Here is a 21,347-nt window from a genome sequence, read left to right as displayed (position 1 = left end):
CCTCCGACTCGGCGCCGAGTCGAGGCATCCGTCCATCCCGTCCACTGTCGAACTGGAGACCCCATGACGCGCCGCGCACGCCCTCGCACCGCGCTCGCCCTGACCACTGCCGGATTGCTCGTCGCGGGCGCGCTGAGCGCGGGCCCCGCCTGGGCGCAACCGCCGGCTCCGCTGCCCGCCCCTGTGTTCGACGACGTCACCGTGCACGATCCGTCGATCGTCACCTCCGGCGAGGACATCTGGGCGTTCGGCTCGCACGGCGCTTCGGCGCACACGTCCGACCTCATGTCGTGGCAGCAGTACACGACCGATCTGTCGCAAGAGCCCGACAACGCGCTCTTCGACGACATCTACACCGAGCTCGCCGAGACCTTCGAGTGGGCGCGGACCTCCACCCTGTGGGCCGCGGACGTCATCCAGCTGCCCGATGGCCGCTATGCGATGTACTACAACGCGTGCGAGGGGTCGTCTCCGCGGTCGGCACTGGGGCTCGCCACCTCCGACACCGTCGACGGTCCGTACGAGAACCATGGCGTCCTGCTCAAGAGCGGCATGGAGGGAGAGTCCGAGAACCCCGGCGAGGTGTACGACGCGCGCCGGCACCCCAACACGGTCGACCCGGACGCGTTCTACGACGCCGACGGCAAGCTGTGGATGGTCTACGGCTCGTACTCGGGCGGAATCTTCCTGCTCGAGATGGATGCCGCGACCGGCGCGCCCCTGCCTGGACAGGGTTACGGCACGCACCTCGTCGGCGGAAACCACAGCCGCATCGAGGCCCCCACCATCCAGTACGACGCCGAGACCGGCTACTACTACCTGTACCTGTCGTTCGGCGGCCTGGGGGTGACCGGCGGGTACGACGTGCGCGTGGCGCGCTCGAAGTCCGTGACCGGTCCGTATCTCGATGCGCAGGGCAACGACATGCGCGAGGTGAAGGCGGACCCGTCCCTGCCGCTGTTCGACGACGTAACGATCGAGCCGTACGGCGTCAAGCTGATGGGCGGCCACCTCTTCGGCCGCGAGCTCGGCGACCCGGGCACCGGCGCCGGCATCGGTTACGTCTCCCCCGGTCACACGTCGTGGTACCGCGACCCCGGCACAGGACGCATGTTCATGGTCTTCCACGCACGCTTCCCCGGCACGGGGGAGCTGCACGAGGTGCGTGTGCACCAGATGTGGATGAACGCCGACGGCTGGCCGGTGGTCTCACCGATGCGCTACGCGGGTGAGACAGCGGGCAAGGTGAAGCGCGACGACGTGGTGGGCACGTGGCAGCTGGTCGACATGGGTAAGGACATCACGGCGACGGCGGCCGAGGCATCCGACGTCTCCTTCGGCAAGACCGGCCGCATCACGGGGTCCGTCGACGGCGATTGGAAGCTCACCGGGCAGCACACCGCGACCCTCACCGTCGGCGGCGTGGTCTACCGGGGCGTGTTCGCACCCGTCTGGGATCCCGACGTGGAGGCATGGTCGACGGGCTTCACCGCGGTCTCGGAGGGAGGCGTCACACTGTGGGGACGCAAGTCCGTCGAGCCGGCCGGTGCCGCAGCGGTGGACGCCGTCGCCGCCGACCTCTCGCTCGGCGACACGTCGGGGGTGACGGTCGACCTGGTGCTGCCGACGTCGGGCACGGGCGGCACGACCATCACGTGGGCGACCTCCGACGCGGGCACCGTCGATGTCGACGGGACGGTGACGCGGCCGGACATCGGCGAGCCCGACGCACACGCCACGCTGACCGCGACCATCGAGAACGGCGGGGCCGAGGCATCCGTCACCTTCGACGTCGTCGTCCTCGCGCGCACTCCCGGCGCGCTCGCGGGCGCCTGGGCGTTCGACGGCTCGCTGGCCGATGCGGCAGGGGCTTTCGCCGACGCCGTGCCCACCGGAGCGCGCGTCGACGCGCCCGCGGCGGGCCCGGCGACGTTCGTCGCCGACGGCATCGACGGCGGCGCGCTGCACCTCGACGGCACCGCGGGTGTGCGACTGCCCGATGGCCTCCTACAGGGCTCCTCGTACTCGGTGAGCCTCTGGCTGCGGCCCGAGGCGCTCACGTCCTACACGACCGCGTTCTTCGGGGCGGCGAGCCCGACGTCGTGGGTGAGCCTCGTCCCGCGCGGCCACGACGGCGTCGGCGGTTCGACCATGCTGTGGTCGGGAGCGCAGTGGTACGACGCGGGCACCGGACGCAGCCTGCCGCTCGGCGAGTGGTCGCACGTCGCGTTCGTCGTCGACTCGGGCGCGGCCTCCGTGTACATCGACGGAGAGCTGCGCTTCCAGGGCACCGGCTTCCCCGATGCGCTCTCGGGACCGGGCAACGTCTTCGCCCTCGGCGTCAACTGGTGGGACACCCCGTTCCGCGGCGACGTCGACGAGCTGAGCGTGTGGAGCTCGGCGCTCGCGCCCGACGACGTCGCCCAGCTCGCCGCGCCTTGACGCGGCCGTCGACGAGGAGCCGCCCGGCCTCGTGCCGGGCGGCTCCTCTTCATGCGGACGCGGCGCCGCCGATCCACACGGTGTGCACGAGCGGCACACCGGGGCGGTACGCGAGATGCACGCGGGTCGGCGCGTCGAGCATCACGAGGTCGGCGCGCATCCCCGGGGCCAGTGCGCCCACGTCGTCGCGGCGCAGCGCCTTCGCGCCGCCGGCGGTCGCGGCCCACACCGCCTCGGCGGGCGTCATCCCCATCTCGCGCACCGCGAGCGCGATCATGAGGGGCATCGAGCTCGTGAAACTCGACCCCGGGTTGCAGTCGCTCGCGAGAGCGACGGTCGCTCCCGCGTCGATCAGGCGCCGCGCGTCGGGGTACGGCTGGCGGGTCGAGAACTCGACGCCCGGCAGCAGCGTCGCGACCGTGGTCGCTCCCGCGAGCGCGGTGACATCGTCGTCGGACAGATACGTGCAGTGATCGACGGATGCTGCGCCCAGCTCGACGGCGAGCCCCACCCCCTCGCCCGGTCCGAGCTGGTTGCCGTGCACACGGGGCTCGAGGCCGTGCGCGACGCCCGCGGCGAGGATGCGCCGCGACTCGTCAGGCGTGAAGGCGCCGCGCTCGCAGAACACGTCGATCCACCGGCTGTGAGGAGCACAGGAGCGGAGCATCGCGTCGCACACGAGCTCGACGTACTCCTCGCGTCGCTCGCTGTACTCGGCGGGCACGACGTGGGCTCCGAGGAACGTGACCTCGGGTGTGACTTCTGCGGCGAGGCGAGCGAGCCGCGCCTCGTCGGCGACGGTGAGTCCGTAGCCCGTCTTGATCTCGAACGTCGTCGTCCCCTGACGGTGGAGCTCGGCCACGAACCCCGCGAGGCGCGCCCGCAGCTCCTCGTCGCTCGCGGAGCGCGTCGCCGCGACGGTACGCCGTATGCCCCCTGCGGCATACGGCGTACCGGTCATGCGCGCCTCGAACTCGTCGGCGCGGTCGCCCCCGAACACCAGGTGCGTGTGGCTGTCGACGAATCCGGGGATGACCGCGCGGCCCCCGGCGTCGACGATGTGAACCCGCTCCTCGCCCGGTGAAGCGACAGGGTCGGGACGAGACCCAGGGTGAACCCCACGGTCTCGTCCTCCGACTGTCGTCTCACGGTCGAGAGCGGCGGGGGCGGCTAGAGCGGCGGGGGCGGCGGGGGCGGCGGACGCGGGGCCGATCCAGGCGATGCGGTCACCCACGAGCACCACGGCGGCGTCGTGGAGCGTGCCGAGCGCATCGCCGTCGGCGGCGACGTTGGTGGTCAGCTCGCCGATGTTCGTGATCAGCGTCGTGGTCACAGCATCCGTCCGTCAGTCACCGAGCATGGGCACGTTCAGGCCGCGCTCGCGCGCGACCTCCTTCGCGCGGTCGTAGCCCGCGTCGACGTGGCGCATCACGCCGGTGCCGGGGTCGTTGGTGAGCACGCGCTCGAGCTTCTCCGCGGCGAGCGGGGTGCCGTCGGCCACGGTCACCTGACCGGCATGGATGCTGCGGCCGATGCCGACGCCGCCGCCGTGGTGGATCGACACCCAGGCCGCACCCGACGCCGTGTTGAGCAGCGCGTTGAGGAGCGGCCAGTCGGCGATCGCATCGGATCCGTCGGCCATGGCCTCGGTCTCGCGGTACGGGCTCGCGACCGAGCCGGCGTCGAGGTGGTCCCGGCCGATCACGATCGGTCCCGACAGCTCGCCCGAGGCGACCATCTCGTTGAACTTCAGTCCCGCGAGGTGGCGCTCCTTGTAGCCGAGCCAGCAGATGCGCGCCGGGAGGCCCTCGAAGTGGACCGCGTCGCCGGCCTTGTCGAGCCAGCGCACCAGACCCGCATTGTCGGGGAACAGCGCCTTGACGGCCTCGTCGGTCTTGCGGATGTCCTCGGGGTCTCCCGAAAGCGCGACCCAGCGGAACGGTCCGCGTCCCTCGGCGAACTGCGGGCGGATGTAGGCGGGAACGAAACCCGGGAAGGCGAACGCCCGGTCGAAGCCGCCGAGCTGCGCCTCGGCGCGGATCGAGTTGCCGTAGTCGAAGACCTCCGCACCGGCGTCCTGGAATCCCACCATCGCCGCGACGTGCTTGGCCATCGAGCCGCGCGCACGGGCGGTGAAGCCCTCGGGGTCACGGGCCGCCTCGGCCTTCCAGTCCTCGAATGCGATGCCCACGGGCAGGTACGCCAGCGGGTCGTGGGCGCTGGTCTGGTCGGTGACGATGTCGACGGCGACCTCCCCCGTGCGGTGGCGCAGCAGCACGTCGCCGAACACCTCGGCGGCGTTGCCCACGACACCGACCGACAGCGCCTCGCCGGCCTCCTTCGCCGCGACGACGCGCGCGAGAGCGGCGTCGAGGTCGGTCGTGTACTCGTCGAGGTAGCCGTACTGGACGCGGCGGGCCAGGCGCGACTCGTCGACGTCGACGATGAGCACCGCTCCCCCGTTGAGGGTCACGGCGAGCGGCTGCGCGCCGCCCATGCCCCCGGCGCCGCCGGTGAGCGTGAGGGTTCCGGCGAGGCTCGCGGTCGCGGCATCCGTTCCGTTCCTCTCAGCGAGGGAGCGCGCGACAGCGGCGAACGTCTCATACGTGCCCTGGAGGATCCCCTGCGTGCCGATGTAGATCCACGACCCCGCGGTCATCTGGCCGTACATCGTGAGGCCGAGCTCCTCGAGGCGGCGGAACTCGGGCCACGTCGCCCAGTCCCCCACGAGGTTCGAGTTGGCGATCAGCACGCGCGGTGCCCACTCGTGCGTGCGGAAGACGCCGACCGGCTTTCCCGACTGCACGAGCAGCGTCTCGTCGGGCTCGAGCTCGTCGAGCGTGCGGACGATGGCGTCGAACGCCTCCCACGACCGGGCCGCGCGCCCGGTGCCGCCATAGACGACGAGGTCCTCGGGGTGCTCGGCGACCTCAGGGTCGAGGTTGTTCATGAGCATGCGCTTGGCGGCTTCGGCGCCCCAGCTCTTGGCGGTGCGCTCGGGGCCACGGGGCGCGCGCACCGCCCCTTCGCCGAGCCCCCGGACGGCCGGCGCGGTCGTTGAGCTTGTCGGAACGGACATCGTCACTCCTTCGTGGTGGTCTGGTAGGCGGCCGCCGCGACGGCGCCCGACGCGACGAGCACGGTCACGGCCTCCATCTCGGGCGACAGGTAGCGGTCGGGGCCGGGTCCTCCGGCGACGGTGCGCACGAGATCGCGCACGGCGCCCGTGGCAGCTGCCGGCTCGAGCGGCGCCCGCAGGTCGAGGGCGCGCGAGGCGGTGAGCACCTCGATCGCGAGCACGCGCGAGAGCCCGTCGATCGCCCGGCGCAGCTTGCGCGCGGCGGCCCACCCCATCGACACGTGATCCTCCTGCATCGCGGACGACGGGATCGAGTCGACGGATGCCGGAACCGCCAGCCGCTTCAGCTCCGAGACGATCCCCGCCGCGGCGTACTGGGCGATCATGAAGCCCGAGTCGACGCCGACCTCGTCGGCGAGGAAGGGCGGCAGGCCGTTGCTGCGCGCGCGGTCGAGGGCGTGGTCGGTGCGGCGCTCCGAGATCGAGGCCACGTCGGCCACCGCGATCGCGAGGAAGTCCAGCACATATGCGACCGGCGCGCCGTGGAAGTTGCCGTTCGACTCGACGCGCCCGTCGTCGGTGATCACGGGGTTGTCGACGGCCGCGGCGAGCTCGCGCGAGGCGATGAGCAGCGCGTGGTCGGCGGTGTCGCGGGCGGCGCCGTGCACCTGCGGCGAGCAGCGCAGCGAGTACGCGTCCTGCACGCGGGTGCAGACGGCGGGGTCGCGGTGCGACGCCATGATCCCCGAGCCCGCGAGCACGGCCCGAAGGTTCGAGGCCGAGACGGCCTGCCCCACCTGCGGCCGCAGCGCCTGCAGGTCGGCGGCGAACACGGCATCCGTGCCGAGCTGCGACTCGACCGACATGCCCGCGGCGACATCGGCCGTGTCGAGCAGCACCGAGAGATCGTGGAGTGCGAGCAGCAGCATCCCGAGCATGCCGTCGGTGCCGTTGATGAGCGCGAGTCCCTCCTTCTCTCGCAGCACGAGCGGGGTCACGGATGCTGCCGCCAGCGCCTCGGCCGCGTCGACCTCTTCGCCGGTCGCGGTGCGCACACGTCCCTCGCCCATCGCGGCGAGCGCGACATGCGACAGCGGCGCGAGGTCGCCCGAGCAGCCGAGCGAGCCGTACTCGCGCACGATCGGCGTGATGCCGGCGTTGAGCATCGCCGCGTAGGTCTCCACGACGACGGGGCGGACACCCGTGTGACCCGTCGCCAGCGTCTGCAGGCGCAGCAGCATGAGGGCGCGCACGACCTCGCGCTCGACCTCGGCGCCGGTGCCCGCCGCGTGCGAGCGGATCAGGCTGGCCTGCAGCTGCATGCGCCGCTCGGGGGCGATGAACGTGGTGGCGAGGGCGCCGAAACCGGTCGAGATGCCGTAGTGCGGCTCGGGGTCGTCAGCGAGGCCCTCCACGAGGGCGCGGGTCGCCGCGACGCGGGCGAGGGCTTCGGGGGCGAGCTCGACGGGGGCACCGTGACGGGCGACGGCGACGACCTCGTCGGGACGCAGCGGCGCCGCGCCGACGGTGACGGCGGCGACGTCGGTGGCGGAGGTGGGCGTGACGATGGTCATGCTCCGATTCCACACCCGTGCGGTGGCGCGCGACAGCGGGTCGTGGCATCCTCTGTCTGTGATTCCAGACAGCGGCACGAGACCCCAGGTGCCCGCCGCAGACCAGACGCTGCGGATCCTGTCGTACCTCGCACGCCAGCGCGGGCCGGTCCCGGCGCGCACGATCGCGACCGCGCTGGAGCTCCCGCGCTCCACCGTGTACCACCTGCTCGCGGCGCTGCAGGAGCACCAGTTCGTCGTGCACCTGCCCGAGGAGCGACGCTGGGGGCTCGGCATCGCCGCGTTCGAGCTCGCCGGCGGGTACTCGCGCCAGGAGCCGCTCGCGCGGCTCGGCCGGCCCGTGCTCGCCGACCTCGTCGATCGCGCCGGCGAGAGCGCGCACCTCGCCGTCATGCATGGACGCGACGTGCTCTACATCGTCGAGGAACGCGCGCCGCGCCGACCCGCGCTGGTGACGGATGTCGGCGTCCGCCTGCCGTCGCACCTCACCGCGACGGGCCGGGCGATGCTCGCGGCGCTGCCGCGCGAGCAGGTGCGGGCGCTGTTCCCGGATGCCGCGGCCTTCGCGGACCGCACGGGCCGGGGTCCGCAGCGGCCGGGAGAGTTGCGGGAGCTGCTCCGCAGCGTGCGGGAGCGGGGCTATGCGACCGAGGACGGCGAGGTCACCCTCGGACTGCGCTCGATCGGCGTGGTCGTGCGCGACCACGCCGGCTGGCCGGCCGCGGCCATCGCGGTGACCTGGCCCGAGGAGAGCGACCGTGCGCCCGACGACCTCGCTGCCGCCCCCACCACGGCCGCCGCCGAACTCGAGCGCCGCATCGGCCGCGCCCGCGTGCGCTGACCCGGGGTCGGGGTGGGGCCTTTCGCGATGAGACCGCACGATAGCACCGGCATCCCCGCTGGTCCGGTGCTGTTGTGAGGTCTCGCCACGATTGCGGCGCCCCCGACGGCGCAGGGCGCAGCGCGCAGCGCACAGAGCGCAGCGCGCAGGGGTAGAGCGTTCGGGTGCGGGTGTCAGTCGACCTTCATGACGGTGCCGCCCGTCAGGCGCACCAGTTCGTCGTAGGTCATCGGGAAGACGGTGTGCGGCGTACCGCCGGCGGCCCAGATCTCGGGGTAGCCCGCGAGGTCCTCGTCGACGATCGTGCGGAGCGCCGATGGATGCCCCGTCGGCGCGACACCGCCGATGGCCTGGCCGGTGGCCTCTCGCACCTGCTCGGGCGTCGCGCGCTGGATCTTCCCGTGGCCGAGGCGCTCGGCGAGCGCCGCCGTGTCGACGCGGTGCGCGCCGCTCGTCATCACGAGCAGTGGTGCGCCATCGCTGTAGAACACCAGGCTGTTGGCGATCGCACCGACCTCGACCCCGAGCGCCTGGGCGGCGAGGACCGCGGTGGAGGCGGCATCCGGAAGCACCACGATGTCGCCGGGAATGCCGGCGGCGCGGATCGCATCGTGGACGAGGCGACTGCGGGCGGGGAGCGAGTCGGGGATGGTCACCGGCTCAGCCTAACGACGCGGTCCGCGCGCGAGGATCTCGCCGTGGGGCATGAGGAGCCAGCCGTCGTCGGCGGCGGCCCACTCACGCCAGCCGTCCGAGATGCGCTGCAGCAGCGCGTCGTCGGCGCCGGTCGCGCGCGCCGAATCGGCGAACGCCGACTGCAGCACGCGGTCCGCCCACATCCCGCCCCACCACGCGCGGTCGGCCTCGTCCTCGAAGAGCCACAGCGAGGCCGTGGCACGGATATCGGCGAGACCGGCCTCCTGCGCCCACGCCTTCAGCCGGCGTCCGGCCGCCGGCTCGCCCGCGACGCTGCGGTGCGTCGCCAGGTACAGCGCGAGCCACTCGTCGAGCGCGGGGATCAGCGGGTACCAGATCACGCCTTCGTAGTCGACGTCGCGCGCGGCGACCACGCCGTCGGGGCCGGCGACGCGCCCGAGCTCGCGCAGCATGTCGACCGGTCGATCCACGTGCTGCAGCACCTGGTGCGCGTGCACGACGTCGAAGCCGCCGTCGTCGAAGGGCAGCGCGTACGCGTCACCCACCTCGAACGACAGGTTCGGCGCCGCGTGGTCGGCCGCGGCCTGCGCGACGACGCCGGCCGAGGCATCCGTCCCGACCACCCGAGCGGGTGCGACGCGGGCCGCGAGGTCCGCGGTGATCGTGCCGGGCCCGCTGCCCACATCGAGGACCGAGACGCCTGGCCCGAGGTGCGGCAGCAGATATGCCGCGGAGTTCTCGGCGGTGCGCCAGCGGTGCGACCGCAGAACGCTCTCGTGGTGGCCGTGGGTGTAGGCGTCTGGCATTCGTCGATGCTACCGACGGCGCACACACTGCTGACGCGTGTGCAGAACTCACGCCGATGACCACGCAATGTGCCCACTCGCCGTCGACACGGTTGAACAATTCGCAGAATCGGTGTCCAATGAGAATGGATGCCGCAACGCCGCGGCGTCCGCAGCGCACTGCCCACGAGGCCCGCCGAAGGAAGAACCGCGATGACGCACACCCTGCCCCTGCCCGATTTCGCACACGAGCGGGTGGAGGTGATCACCGGCCGCCGCAGCGGCCTGTTCATCGCCGTCGCGCTGCACTCGTCCGTGCTCGGCTCCGCCCTCGGCGGCGCGCGCCTGTGGACGTACCCGCACTGGAGCGACGCCCTCGGCGACGCACTGCGTCTGTCGGCCGCCATGACCCTCAAGAACGCCGCGGCCGGCCTCGACGCCGGCGGCGGCAAGTCCGTCATCGCCCTGCCTCCCGGCACCACGCTCGACACCGACCGGCGCCGCGCCGCGTTCCTCGACCTCGGCGACGCCGTCGAGTCGCTGCACGGGCTGTACCGCACCGCCGAGGACGTCGGCTCGACGACCGAGGACATGCTCGTCGTCAGCGAGCGCACGGAGCACGTCGTGGGCCTGCCCGACGCCGTGGGCGGCTCGGGCGAGCCCGCCGGCCCCACGAGCCTCGGCGTGTACGAGTCGCTGCGCGCGACGCTCGAGCGCGTCGCAGGCACCGCCGACGCTGAGGGACGCCGCATCACGATCTCCGGCCTCGGCCAGGTCGGCAGCCGTCTCGCGGTGCGCCTCTCGGCCGAGGGCGCGCGCCTCACCGTGACCGACGTGAACCCCGCCAAGCGCGACCTCGCCACCGAACTCGGTGCGGAGTGGATCGCCCCGGGCGAGGAGCACCTCGTCCCCGCCGACGTGTTCGTGCCGGCCGGCATCGGCGGACTCCTCACCGACGAGGTCATCGACGCCCTCGACGCGAAGGCCGTGTGCGGCCCCGCGAACAACCCGCTCGCCGACCACAGCGGCGCGGCCCGCCTCGCCGGTCGCGGCATCCTGTACGCCCCCGACTTCGTCGTCAACGCGGGCGGCGTGATCTACCTCGACCTCGAGGCGAAGCACCTGGGCACGCGCACCGAGATCATGGAGCGCGTGGGCCAGATCGGCGACACCGTGCGCCGCATCTTCGACGAGGCCTCCTCGCGCGGCGTCACGCCGCTCGAGGCCGCCGAGGGCCTCGCCGCGGAGCGCCTGGCCGCCGGCGGCCGCCAGCCCGCACTCGCGCACTGAACCGGCACGCGCCCGGCCACCGGAGGGGATGGCCGGGCGCGGTGCAGGCTTGAGACTGCGTCCCACCGATCGCGGAATCGCGTTCCACAATCCTCGATGCGGGTGGCATGATGGTCGCACGGCCGGGCTCAGCCCGCCGACGACGACCGTCATGCCGCCCGATCGAAGGAGATCCGGTGTTCACCAGTCCCGAAGCCGATATCGAGATTCCCGAACTCGACGTCTACGACTACCTCTTCGCGAGCCTGACCGACGAGGAGCTGGGGCGCATCGCGCTCATCGATCCCGCGACCGGGGCCGAGACCACGTACGGCACGCTGCGCGCGCACGTCGACCTGTTCGCGGGCGCGCTCGCAGCTCGCGGCGTCGGCGTCGGGACCGTGCTGGGCCTCCTCTGCCCGAACGTCCCCGCCTTCGCGACGGTGTTCCACGGCATCCTGCGCGCGGGCGCCACCGTGACGACCGTCAACTCGCTGTACACGGCGGGCGAGATCGAGAAGCAGCTGCGCGATGCCGGGGCCACGTGGCTCGTCACCGTGAGCCCGCTCCTCCCCCAGGCCCAGGCCGCCGCCGAGGCCGTCGGTATCCCCCACGAACGCGTCATCGTACTCGACGGCGCCTCGGGTCACCCGAACCTCCGGGAGCTGCTCACCGAGGGCGCGCCCGCACCCGACGTCTCGTTCGACCCGGCGACGCACATCGCGGTGCTCCCCTACTCATCGGGCACGACCGGCATCCCCAAGGGCGTGATGCTCACGCACCAGAACCTCGTCGCGAACGTCGCACAGTGCCGCGTCGCGCTCGACCTCGCCGAGACCGACCGCGTGCTGGCGGTGCTGCCCTTCTTCCACATCTACGGCATGACGGTGCTGCTCAACCTCGCGCTGCGTCAGCGCGCGAGCCTCGTGACGATGCCGAAGTTCGACCTCGTCGAGTTCCTCACGAACATCCAGAAGTTCCAGTGCACCTACCTGTACATCGCGCCGCCGATCGCGGTCGCGCTGGCCAAGCACCCGATCGTCGACCAGTTCGACATCTCGAGCGTCCGCACGGTGTTCTCGGGAGCGGCCCCGCTCGACGGCGAGACCGCAGAGACGGCGGGGCGCCGCATCAACGCGCGCATGATGCAGGGATACGGCATGAGCGAGCTGAGCCCCGTCTCGCACGCGATGCCGGTGGACCGCTACGACATCCCGGTGAGCTCGGTCGGCGTGATGCTGCCCAACACGCTCAACAAGCTCATCGACACCGAGACGGGCGAGGAGATCACCGAGCTCGGCCCGGACGGCGTCACGAAGGCGGGCGAGCTCTGGGTCAAGGGACCCAACGTCATGCTCGGCTACCTGAACCAGCCGCAGGCGACGTCCGAGACGCTCGATGCGGACGGATTCCTCCACACCGGCGACATCGCCGTCTACCACGAGGGCGGCTACTTCTCGATCGTCGACCGGGTCAAGGAGCTCATCAAGTACAAGGGCTACCAGATCGCTCCCGCCGAGCTCGAGGCGCTGCTGCTCGGCCATCCGAAGGTGATGGATGCCGCGGTCATCGGCGTGCTCGACGACGACAAGCAGGAGATCCCCAAGGCCTTCATCGTCGCCGCCCCCGACTCCGGCCTCACCGAGGACGAGGTCATGGCCTTCGTCGCCGAGCACGTCGCCCCGCACAAGAAGGTGCGCCGCGTGGAGTTCATCGAGGCGATCCCGAAGTCCAGCGCCGGCAAGATCCTCCGCAAGGACCTGCGCGCCCGTGAGGCCGCCCCGGTCTGAGCTCCTCCTCGGACGCACGGATGCCGCGGCGAACGCGTTTCGCCGCGGCATCCGTGCGCGCGGCCACTAGTTTGGCGCCATGGAAGGACTCTGGCTCGCTGCCCTGAGCGGACTCATCGGCGGCGGAGCGCTGCTCGTCGGGGCCGCGGTCGCGTGGTACGTCGACATCCCGCAGCGCATCGTCGCCGGGATCATGGCCGTCGGCGCGGGCGTGCTCATCTCGACGCTGGCGTTCGAGCTCGTCGAAGAAGCCGCGGCAGACGGCGGTCTCGTGCCGACGACCGTCGGGTTCCTGGGCGGCGCGATCCTCTACATCGTGGCGGACCAGCTGATCTCTCGACGCAGCAAGCGGGCGGCCGCCGCTCCGCCTCAGATCGATGTCTCCTCGGTGACCGGGTACTCCGACGGCTCCGAGGTCTCCGCGAGCATCGTCGCCCGCCGCGCCGGAGCGCAGGCGGTGAGCGGAGCGGGTTTGGTGATCGCTGTCGGCGCGCTGATCGACGGCATCCCGGAGTCCATCGTCATGGGCCTGTCGGTGCTGCAGGGTGGGATCAGCATCCCGATCGTCGCGGCGATCGCCATCAGCAACTTCCCCGAGGGACTCGGCTCGACCGCCGCCCTCAAGCGCGGCGGCTCGAGCGGGAGATACGTCGCCCTGCTGTGGAGCGGGATCGCGCTGATCACCGTCGTCGCGTCGGTGCTCGGCTACGTCGCCTTCCAGTCGGCGTCGCCGAACCTCATCGCGCTCATCACGACCATCGCCGCGGGTGGCCTGCTCGCGATGGTGTGCAACACGATGATCCCGGAGGCGTTCGACGAGCAGCACGCGCTCACCGGCCTGTGGGCGACGATCGGCTTCCTCGCCGCGTTCCTCCTGCACGAGCTCGCCTGAGTACCCCGAACACTCGAGGCGTTTCGTCTTCGGGCGGGGCAACGGCACCGCCCCTGACCACCGGTCGTTGAGCGAGCGAGGAACGAGCGAGACGAAACGCCCCGGACCGATGGGCGGCGCGTGGTCGAATGACGCCCTTACGCGGTCGCCCAGAGGTCGTCGTCTGCGGCGCCGGGCGCCTCGACCGACAGGCCGTGCAGCAGTTCGAGGGCGGCACGCGCCTCGTCGATGCGGCCTTCGACGGCCAGCTCGCGAATACGCACCGACGGCTGGTGCAGAAGGACGCCCGCGAGGTGGCGCAGCGCCGCCTCGACATCGTCGCCCGCGCCGCGCGCGCGCGCTCGGGCGATCTCGGCGTCGACGATCCGCAGCACGTCGCCGCGGAGAGCCGTGATTGCGGGGCCGGCCTCGCGGTCGGCGTGGAACTCGGTGGCTGCGTCGCCCACGATCGCGCGCGCGTCGGCGTGCGCGCTGAACTCGGCGAGCGGTGCGTGCAGGCGGATGGTCTCGAGATCGAGCAGTTCGACCGCGTCGACCGCGCCGACGGCGGGGTCGACGTTGCGCGGGAGCCCGAGGTCGATCACGAGCACGCGTCGTCCGGGGGTGAACGCGTCCGCGTGCACGACGGCGTCTGCCGTGCAGGTGATGACGACGTCGGCCTGGGCGACGGCGGCCGCGAAATCCGACACGGGGATCAGCCCGTGCTGCGCGGCGAACGCCTCGGCGCGGCCCGACGGGGAGAAGACATGGATGTCGCCGGCACCGCGGGCGCGCAGCGCCTCGACCGTGCGGACGGCGTACTTTCCGGTGCCCACCAGCACGATCTTCGCAGCGGCCCACTCGGCGACGCGGCTCGACGCCAGTTCGAGGGCGAGGCGCACGAGCGAACGGTGCGCTCCGCGCAGCTGGGTGCGGTTGCGCACGCCGCGGCTGGTGTGGGTGGCCTTCTGAAACAGGCGCTCCAGCTCGCTCGAGGTCATGCCGTCGGCGCGGGCGGCGTCGAGCGCGCGACGCACCTGACCCGAGATCTCGTCTTCGCCGACCGACATCGATTCGAGGCCGCTGGTGACGGCGAAGAGGTGGGCCGCAGCATCCGCCCCCTGATGGACCGCGACCGACGCGCGCAGCAGATCGACGGAGACGCCGGATGCGTCGGCCATCGCCTCGATGACGGACTCGGCCGCGACGGCCTCGCCGCCCGTGAGCGGCTCGTCGATGTCGAGATAGGCCTCGAAGCGGTTGCACGTCGCGAGCACGACGGCGCCGGAGACGAAGATCTCGTCGTCCACGAGGGCGCGCGTCGCCGCGGGCGCCCCCACAGAGAGACGCTCCAGGATGTCGAGGCTCGCGTTCCGATGGTTCGCGGTCAGACAGAGGAGCACAGACCTAATCTTAACGTGTGTCGTTGCATGACTCTCACCCTTCCGTCCTTCAGAGAAACGATCCCCCTGCGCTGATACGCGCGTATCGAGGTGATCGTCCGCCGCGGACGCCGGTGTGGTTCATGCGCCAGGCGGGGCGCTCGCTGCCCGAGTACCGCGAGCTGCGGGTGGGCACCGACATGCTCGACGCCTGCCTGAATCCCGAGCTCGCCAGCGAGATCACGCTGCAGCCGGTGCGCCGGCACGGCGTGGACGCGGGAATCTTCTTCAGCGACATCGTGATCCCGGTGCGCCTGTCGGGCGTCGACGTGCGCATCGTCGCGGGGCGCGGCCCGGTGCTCGAGAACCCGGTGCGGACGGCGGAGGATGTCGCGTCCCTGCCCCCGCTCGACCCGGCGGCGCTCGCCCCGATCCGCGATGCGGTCGCGCTCACCGTCGCAGAACTCGGCACGACTCCGCTCATCGGCTTCGCGGGTGCGCCGTACACGCTCGCGTCGTATCTCGTCGAGGGCGGCCCGTCGAAGGAACAGCTGAAGACGCGCGCGCTCATGCACTCCGACCCCGACACCTGGGCGGCGCTGCTGACGTGGTGCGCCGCGATCACCGGGCAGTTCCTCGCCGCGCAGATCGAGGCGGGGGCGTCGGCCGGGCAGCTCTTCGACTCGTGGGCGGGCTCGCTCAGTCTCGCTGACTACACGCAGCACGTCGCGCCGTTCTCCGCTCTGGCACTCGACGCCGTGCGGCACCTCGACGTGCCCCTGGTGCACTTCGGCGTCGGCACCGGCGAACTGCTCGCCGCGATGCGCGACGTCGGCGTCGACACCGTGGGCGTCGACTGGCGTCTCCCGCTCGACGAGGCCGTACGCCGGCTCGGCCCCGACGTCTCGGTGCAGGGCAACATCGACCCGGCGCTGCTGCGCGCCCCGTGGCCGGTGCTGGAGGCGCACATTCTCGACGTGCTCGAGCGCGGCCGCGCCGCCCGGGCGCATGTCGTGAACCTCGGGCACGGCGTCCCGCCCGACACCGACCCGACCGTGCTCACGCGCATCGTGGAGTTCGTCCACGCGAATGGCTGACTTCAGCGTCGTCGGCGGCGGCGTCGCCGGGCTCGTCGTCGCCCGGCGGCTGGCTGCCTCGGGCGCCTCGGTGACGGTGTGGGAGGCATCCGATCATCTCGGCGGCACGGTCGCGCGGCACGAGGTCGGAGGGCTCGCGCTCGACGCCGGGGCCGAGAGCTTCGCGGTCCGCGGCGGCGCGGTCCAGGCACTGCTCGTGGACCTGGGCCTCGCCGGCGACATCGTCGCTCCCGCTCCGGGACCGGCGTGGCTGCAGCCCGTCACGGGCGATGCCGTCCCCCTGCCCGCGACCGCACTGCTCGGCATTCCGGCGGACCCCCTCGCCGACGACGTCGTACGCGTGGTCGGACTCGCGGCGGCGGAACGAGCCGTCGCGCTCGACGCCCGGCGCGTCGGCGAGGTGCCCGCGATGCTCGGTCCCCTCGTGCGGGAGCGTCTCGGAGCCGAGGTGCTCGATCGACTCGTCGCACCCGTCGTGCACGGCGTGCACTCTCAACACCCCGACCAGCTCCCGGTCGCACGCGCCCACCCCGGGCTTTCCGACGCCGTCGCGAATGCGGGTTCGCTCGGCGGAGCCGTCGCGCGACTGCGTGCTGCCGCTCCCCCGGGCGCGGCGGTCGCGGGGATCCGCGGCGGCATCAACCGGCTCGTCCCCGTCCTCGCCGACGACCTCGCGCGGCGCGGGGGCGACATCCGCCTCGGAACGCGGGTCGGCGACCTCGGCGCTCTCGATGGCACCGTGGTCGTGGCCGCCCCGGGTGTGGCCGCCCCTGCCGCACCGGGTCGTCGCATCGACCTCGTGACGCTCGTGGTGGAGCAGGACGAGTTGGATGCCGCACCCCGCGGCACCGGACTGCTCGTCGCCGCCGGAGCACCGGTGGGCGCCCGCGCCCTCACGCACGCCACGGCCAAGTGGGAGTGGCTCCGCGAAGCCGCCGCCGGGCGTCACGTGGTGCGGCTCTCGTACGACGCGACGCCCGCCGACCCCGTCGCCGCCGCACGTGCCGACGCGGAGACGCTGCTGGGCGTGCGCCTGCCGGTCCTGGTCGACGCAGCCCAGGTGTTCTGGGTTCGGCCGGCCGCAGCATCCACTGTTCCTTCCGGTCTCACGGTCGTCGGCGAGACAGTGGCGGGATCCGGCCTCGCCGGCATCGTGGCCCACGCGGAGCGCACGGCGACGGAGCTGCTGGCGCGCTGACCGGCGTTCCCGCTGAACTCACTCAGTCCGGACTTCGCATCCTCTCCGGGCCCCCCACCCTGCGAAGTCCGGACTTCGCATCCTTCCGGGACCCAAACCCGCGAAGTCCGGACTTCGCATCCTCTCCGGGCCCCCACCCTGCGAAGTCCGGACTTCGCGCGGGAGGAGCAGGACGGGGACCCACCCGCACGGTCCGGACAACGCGGGACCTCCGCCGCCGAATCCTGCGAAGTCCGGACTTCGCGCGGGAGGAGCACGACGGGGACCCACCCGCACGGTCCGGACAACGCGGGACCTCCGACGCCGAATCCTGCGAAGTCCGGACTTCGCGCGGGAGGGGGCGGAGGATGGACCCCGGCCTGCGGGCGGGGCGGATTGAAACGGCGCTCCCGGAAACCGCCCATGCCGGGGATGGAAAGATGGACGCATGACCGACCCCGCGGCGAACTCCCCCACTGAAACCCTCGGCTACACCCTGTGGGCCGTCTTCCGCCGCGACGCCTCTGCGCCCGCCCCCGCCGGCGATCTGGCTGCGGCGGTCGCCGAGGTCGAGGCATCCGGGGTCACCGTCCGCGGGTTCTACGACGTGTCGGGCCTGCGCGCCGACGCCGACCTCATGATCTGGCTCACCGGCGTGGGCATCGCACCCGAGGTGCTGCAGTCGGCGCTCCGTACGCTCCGCCGCACCGAGCCGCTCGCCTCGCTCGTGCCGGTCTGGAACGCGATGGGCGTGCACCGCGACGCCGAGTTCACCGCCAGCCACCTGCCCGCGTTCATGCGCGACAAGGATCCCGAGACGTGGCTCACGGTCTACCCGTTCGTGCGGTCGTACGACTGGTACATCCTCCCCGACGACGAGCGCCGCCAGATGCTCGCCGACCACGGCCGCAAGGGCGCCGCGCACCGCAGCGTGCTGAGTAACACCGTCGCGTCGTTCGCGCTCGGCGACTACGAGTGGATCCTCGCCCTCGAGGCGCCCGAACTCGTCGAACTGGTGGACCTCATGCGCGACCTCCGACAGACCGAGGCACGTCGCCACGTGCGCGAGGAAGTGCCGTTCTACACCGGACGCCGCATCGGCCTCGACGAGATCACCGAGGTGCTGGCGTGACCACGCTGCGCATCGGCACACGCGGCAGCACGCTCGCGCTGACGCAGACCGGCATGGTCGCCGACGATCTCGCCGACGCGTACGGCGTCACGACCGAGCTCGTCACCATCACGACCGACGGCGACCGCTCCAACGAGCCGCTGTCGCGCGCCGGCGGCACCGGGCTCTTCACCGGGGCGCTTCGCGATGCACTGCTCGCCGGCGAGTGCGACGTCATCGTCCACTCGCTCAAGGACCTCCCGACCGCTCCCCACGAGCACCTCGTCGTCGCAGCCACGCCCGCGCGCGAAGACCCACGCGACGCGCTCATCGCGCGCGATGGCCTCACGCTCGACGAGCTTCCGGCCGGCGCGCGCGTCGGCACCGGCTCCCCTCGCCGTATGGCGCAGCTGCGCTCCCGTCGTCCCGACCTCGAGGTCGTCGACATCCGCGGCAACGTCGACACGCGCCTCGGCAAGGTGACCAGCGGAGAGCTGGATGCCGTGATCCTGGCCGCCGCCGGCCTCACGCGCATCGGCCGCACCGACGTGGTGACCGAGTTCCTCGACGCGGACCGCTGGCCGACGGCCCCCGGCCAGGGCGCGCTCGCGGTCGAGGTGCGCCGCGGCGAGGAGCACCTCGTCGACCGGCTCGACCACGCCGAGACCCGCGCAGCCGTCGAAGCAGAGCGCGAAGTGCTCGCCCTCCTCGAGGCCGGCTGCTCGGCTCCGGTCGGCGCGCGCGCCGTCGTCGACGCCGGGCTGCTCCTCCTCTCGGCGAGCGTGTACAGCCTCGACGGCACGACGACCCTCACCTCGTCGCACGCCACCGTGTGGCCCGAAGACGAGGGCGATCCGTCGCGCGAGGTCGCAGCATCCGTCGCCCGTGAACTGCTCGATGCCGGCGCCGCCGGCCTGACGGGAGAACGCCCATGAGTTACGCACCGGCAGACCGCCCGCGCCGCCTGCGCGCGACCCCCGCGATGCGGCGCCTCGTCGCCGAGACGCGCCTGCACCCGGCCGAGTTGATCCTGCCGCTCTTCGTCCGCGAGGGCGCGGGCGAGCCGGTGCCGATCACGTCCATGCCGGGTGTCGTGCAGCACTCGACCGAGAGCCTGAAGCGTGTGGTGGCGGATGCCGCGGCCGCCGGCATCGGCGGCATCATGCTGTTCGGCGTGCCCGAGCACAAGGACGCGGTGGGCTCCGGCGCGACGGATCCCGACGGCATCCTCAACGTCGCGACGCGCATCGCCGTCGCCGAGGCGGGCGACGCGCTCGTCGTGCAGACCGACCTGTGCCTCGACGAGTTCACCGACCACGGTCACTGCGGCGTCCTCGACGCGAAGGGGTACGTCGACAACGACGCGACCCTGGAGCGCTACCGCGACATGGGTGTGGCCCAGGCAGAAGCGGGCTCGCAGCTGCTGGGGCTCTCGGGCATGATGGACGGCCAGGTCGCCGCCGTACGCGACGCGCTCGACGACTCCGGCTACGGCAACACCCCGATCCTCGCCTACGCGGCGAAGTACGCCTCGGCGTTCTACGGACCGTTCCGCGAGGCCGTGCAGTCCTCGCTCGAGGGCGACCGCCGCACCTACCAGCAGGACCCGGCGAACCGCCGCGAGGGAGCCCGCGAGCTCGAGCTCGACATCGCGGAGGGCGCCGACATCGTGATGGTCAAGCCCGCGATGAGTTACCTCGACGTGCTGGCGGACGCCGCGGCGACCAGCCCCGTCCCCGTCTGGGCCTACCAGGTGTCGGGCGAGTACGCCATGATCGAGGCGGCCGCCGCCCACGGGTGGATCGACCGCCGCCGCGCGATCGAGGAGTCGGTGATCGGCATCCGCCGCGCCGGCGCCGACGCCGTGCTGACCTACTGGGCCCTGGAGCTTGCGGAGTGGATCCGATGACGACGAACGCACAGGAATTCGCCCGCGCCCGCGGCGCCATGCCGGGCGGCGTGAACTCGCCCGTGCGCGCCTTCGGCTCGGTCCACGAGACGCCGCGCTTCTTCGTGTCGGCGTCCGGCCCGTACGTCACCGACGTCGAGGGGCGCGAATACGTCGACCTCGTCGGCTCGTGGGGTCCCGCGATCCTCGGGCACGCCCACCCCGCGGTCGTGAAGGCGGTTCAGGATGCCGCGGCCCACGGCCTCGGCTTCGGTGCGAGCACGCCGGGCGAGACGGAGCTGGCGGAGCTGATCGCCGCGCGGGTCTCGCGCCCCTCTTCGGTCGTTGAGCCCGTCGAAACGCATCCGGTGGAGCGGGTGCGCCTCGTCTCCACGGGCACCGAGGCGACGATGACCGCGATCCGCCTCGCGCGCGGGGCGACCGGGCGCGACCTCATCGTGAAGTTCGCCGGGCACTACCACGGCCACTCCGACGGCCTGCTGGCCGAGGCGGGGTCGGGCGTCGCGACGCTCGCGATGCCAGGGTCCGCGGGCGTTCCCGCCGCGATCGCCGCGCAGACGCTGGTCATCGCGTACAACGACCTCGACGCCGTCCGCGAGGTGTTCGCGGCGCGCGGCGACGACATCGCCGCCGTCATCGTGGAGGCGGCACCCGCGAACATGGGCATCGTCCCGCCCGCGCACGGCTTCAACGCCGCGCTCGCGGAGATCGCGCACGCGCACGGGGCGCTGCTCATCCTCGACGAGGTGCTCACCGGCTTCCGCGTCGGGCCCGCCGGGTGGTACGGCATCGACCCGGTGCTGTTCTCGCCCGACCTCATCACGTTCGGCAAGGTGGTGGGCGGCGGGCTCCCGCTCGCCGCGATCGGCGGCTCCGCCGCGCTCATGGAGCTGCTCGCACCGCTCGGACCCGTGTACCAGGCCGGCACGCTGAGCGGGAACCCGCTCGCCGTCGCCGCGGGGCGCACGACGCTCGACCACCTCGACGCCGCCGCGTATGCCCGCATCGACGGCGCGGCGACGACGATCGCCGATGCCGCAGCATCCGCCCTCTCCGAAGCCGGCGTCACGCACGTCGTGCAGCGCTCGGGCAGCCTGTTCTCGATCCAGTTCGCGGCGGAGGCGCCGACGGACTACGACACGGTGAAGGCGCAGGAGGCGTTCCGCTACCCGCCGTTCTTCCGCGCGATGCTCGCGCAGGGCGTCTCGCTGCCGCCGTCGGTGTTCGAGGCCTGGTTCGTGTCGGCCGCGCACGACGACACCGCCGTGTCGCGCATCGTCGAGGCCCTCCCGGCCGCCGCGCGCGCCGCTGCCGAGGCCACTCCCGACTGAGGCTTCCGGGCCTCGAGACGTCGCGGTCACGG

The 21,347-nt window shown here is 72.5% G+C and carries 17 protein-coding genes; 11 read left to right on the top strand and 6 right to left on the bottom strand.

All coding sequences use genetic code 11. The features are described from left to right. The first annotated feature begins 63 nt into the window (after nt 1-63). The gene (locus ASF40_RS13395; protein WP_056369753.1) at nt 64-2,442 is read left to right on the top strand and encodes a LamG-like jellyroll fold domain-containing protein; all 2,379 of its coding nucleotides are present in this window, start codon (nt 64-66) and stop codon (nt 2,440-2,442) included. A gap of 49 nt (nt 2,443-2,491) precedes the next feature. Here ASF40_RS13395 and hutI read toward each other — a convergent pair whose 3' ends face one another. Genes hutI through hutH form a run of 3 tightly spaced genes read right to left on the bottom strand, consistent with a single transcriptional unit; the run spans nt 2,492 to nt 7,095 of the window. Then, nucleotides 2,492-3,775, bottom strand: a complete 1,284-nt coding sequence (hutI, locus tag ASF40_RS13390) for an imidazolonepropionase (protein WP_056369751.1) — start codon at nt 3,773-3,775, stop codon at nt 2,492-2,494. A 12-nt stretch (nt 3,776-3,787) separates the two neighbouring features. Further along, the gene (locus ASF40_RS13385) at nt 3,788-5,521 is read right to left on the bottom strand and encodes a urocanate hydratase (protein WP_056369748.1); all 1,734 of its coding nucleotides are present in this window, start codon (nt 5,519-5,521) and stop codon (nt 3,788-3,790) included. Between the two features lie 2 nt (nt 5,522-5,523). Then, nucleotides 5,524-7,095, bottom strand: coding sequence for a histidine ammonia-lyase (gene hutH / locus ASF40_RS13380; RefSeq protein WP_056369746.1), 1,572 nt, complete (start codon nt 7,093-7,095; stop codon nt 5,524-5,526). Nucleotides 7,096-7,183: 88 nt separating this feature from the next. Here hutH and ASF40_RS13375 point away from each other — a divergent pair, with 88 nt between their 5' ends. Further along, entirely contained in the window at nt 7,184-7,936 is a 753-nt protein-coding gene (locus ASF40_RS13375) for an IclR family transcriptional regulator (RefSeq protein ID WP_235560231.1), read from the top strand. A gap of 173 nt (nt 7,937-8,109) precedes the next feature. On the opposite strand, the gene ASF40_RS13370 is transcribed toward ASF40_RS13375, so the two are convergent. Continuing rightward, a complete protein-coding gene (locus ASF40_RS13370; RefSeq protein WP_056369987.1) occupies nt 8,110-8,586 on the bottom strand; it encodes a YbaK/EbsC family protein in 477 nt (158 codons plus the stop codon). A 15-nt stretch (nt 8,587-8,601) separates the two neighbouring features. After that, nucleotides 8,602-9,399, bottom strand: a complete 798-nt coding sequence (locus tag ASF40_RS13365; RefSeq protein WP_056369745.1) for a methyltransferase domain-containing protein — start codon at nt 9,397-9,399, stop codon at nt 8,602-8,604. Nucleotides 9,400-9,591: 192 nt separating this feature from the next. On the opposite strand from ASF40_RS13365, the gene ASF40_RS13360 reads away from it, so the two are divergent. From ASF40_RS13360 to ASF40_RS13350, 3 genes are all read left to right on the top strand, one after another. Then, nucleotides 9,592-10,668 carry a Glu/Leu/Phe/Val dehydrogenase family protein gene (locus tag ASF40_RS13360; RefSeq protein ID WP_056369742.1) on the top strand — a complete coding sequence of 359 codons (1,077 nt, stop codon included), beginning with the start codon at nt 9,592-9,594 and terminating at the stop codon, nt 10,666-10,668. Nucleotides 10,669-10,844: 176 nt separating this feature from the next. Next, complete coding sequence (locus ASF40_RS13355) at nt 10,845-12,437, top strand: AMP-binding protein (protein WP_056369740.1); 1,593 nt, start codon at nt 10,845-10,847, stop codon at nt 12,435-12,437. A gap of 79 nt (nt 12,438-12,516) precedes the next feature. Further along, nucleotides 12,517-13,329: a ZIP family metal transporter gene (locus ASF40_RS13350; protein WP_056369738.1), complete on the top strand. Its 813-nt coding sequence runs from the start codon at nt 12,517-12,519 to the stop codon at nt 13,327-13,329. Nucleotides 13,330-13,466: 137 nt separating this feature from the next. On the opposite strand, the gene ASF40_RS13345 is transcribed toward ASF40_RS13350, so the two are convergent. After that, nucleotides 13,467-14,711 carry a glutamyl-tRNA reductase gene (locus ASF40_RS13345; protein ID WP_056369736.1) on the bottom strand — a complete coding sequence of 415 codons (1,245 nt, stop codon included), beginning with the start codon at nt 14,709-14,711 and terminating at the stop codon, nt 13,467-13,469. Nucleotides 14,712-14,728: 17 nt separating this feature from the next. Here ASF40_RS13345 and hemE point away from each other — a divergent pair, with 17 nt between their 5' ends. The 6 genes from hemE (at nt 14,729) to hemL (ending at nt 21,315) form a co-directional block, all read left to right on the top strand. Then, on the top strand, nt 14,729-15,787 hold the full coding sequence (hemE, locus tag ASF40_RS13340; RefSeq protein ID WP_056369734.1) for a uroporphyrinogen decarboxylase: 1,059 nt from the start codon (nt 14,729-14,731) through the stop codon (nt 15,785-15,787). Then, nucleotides 15,780-16,985: a protoporphyrinogen/coproporphyrinogen oxidase gene (locus ASF40_RS13335; RefSeq protein WP_056369732.1), complete on the top strand. Its 1,206-nt coding sequence runs from the start codon at nt 15,780-15,782 to the stop codon at nt 16,983-16,985. Before hemE ends, ASF40_RS13335 begins: the two co-directional genes overlap by 8 nt. A gap of 427 nt (nt 16,986-17,412) precedes the next feature. Continuing rightward, nucleotides 17,413-18,096 carry a hydrogen peroxide-dependent heme synthase gene (gene hemQ / locus ASF40_RS13330; protein ID WP_056369730.1) on the top strand — a complete coding sequence of 228 codons (684 nt, stop codon included), beginning with the start codon at nt 17,413-17,415 and terminating at the stop codon, nt 18,094-18,096. Next, on the top strand, nt 18,093-19,010 hold the full coding sequence (gene hemC, locus ASF40_RS13325) for a hydroxymethylbilane synthase (protein ID WP_056369727.1): 918 nt from the start codon (nt 18,093-18,095) through the stop codon (nt 19,008-19,010). Before hemQ ends, hemC begins: the two co-directional genes overlap by 4 nt. Then, nucleotides 19,007-19,984 carry a porphobilinogen synthase gene (gene hemB / locus ASF40_RS13320; RefSeq protein WP_082497043.1) on the top strand — a complete coding sequence of 326 codons (978 nt, stop codon included), beginning with the start codon at nt 19,007-19,009 and terminating at the stop codon, nt 19,982-19,984. Before hemC ends, hemB begins: the two co-directional genes overlap by 4 nt. Beyond that, nucleotides 19,981-21,315 carry a glutamate-1-semialdehyde 2,1-aminomutase gene (hemL, locus tag ASF40_RS13315; protein ID WP_056369725.1) on the top strand — a complete coding sequence of 445 codons (1,335 nt, stop codon included), beginning with the start codon at nt 19,981-19,983 and terminating at the stop codon, nt 21,313-21,315. The genes hemB and hemL overlap by 4 nt, the downstream gene beginning before the upstream one ends. The last annotated feature ends 32 nt before the right edge of the window (nt 21,316-21,347 follow it).

Source organism: Microbacterium sp. Leaf288, assembly GCF_001422925.1.
Lineage (GTDB): Bacteria > Actinomycetota > Actinomycetes > Actinomycetales > Microbacteriaceae > Microbacterium.
This window is presented reverse-complemented; position numbering and strand designations above follow the sequence as displayed.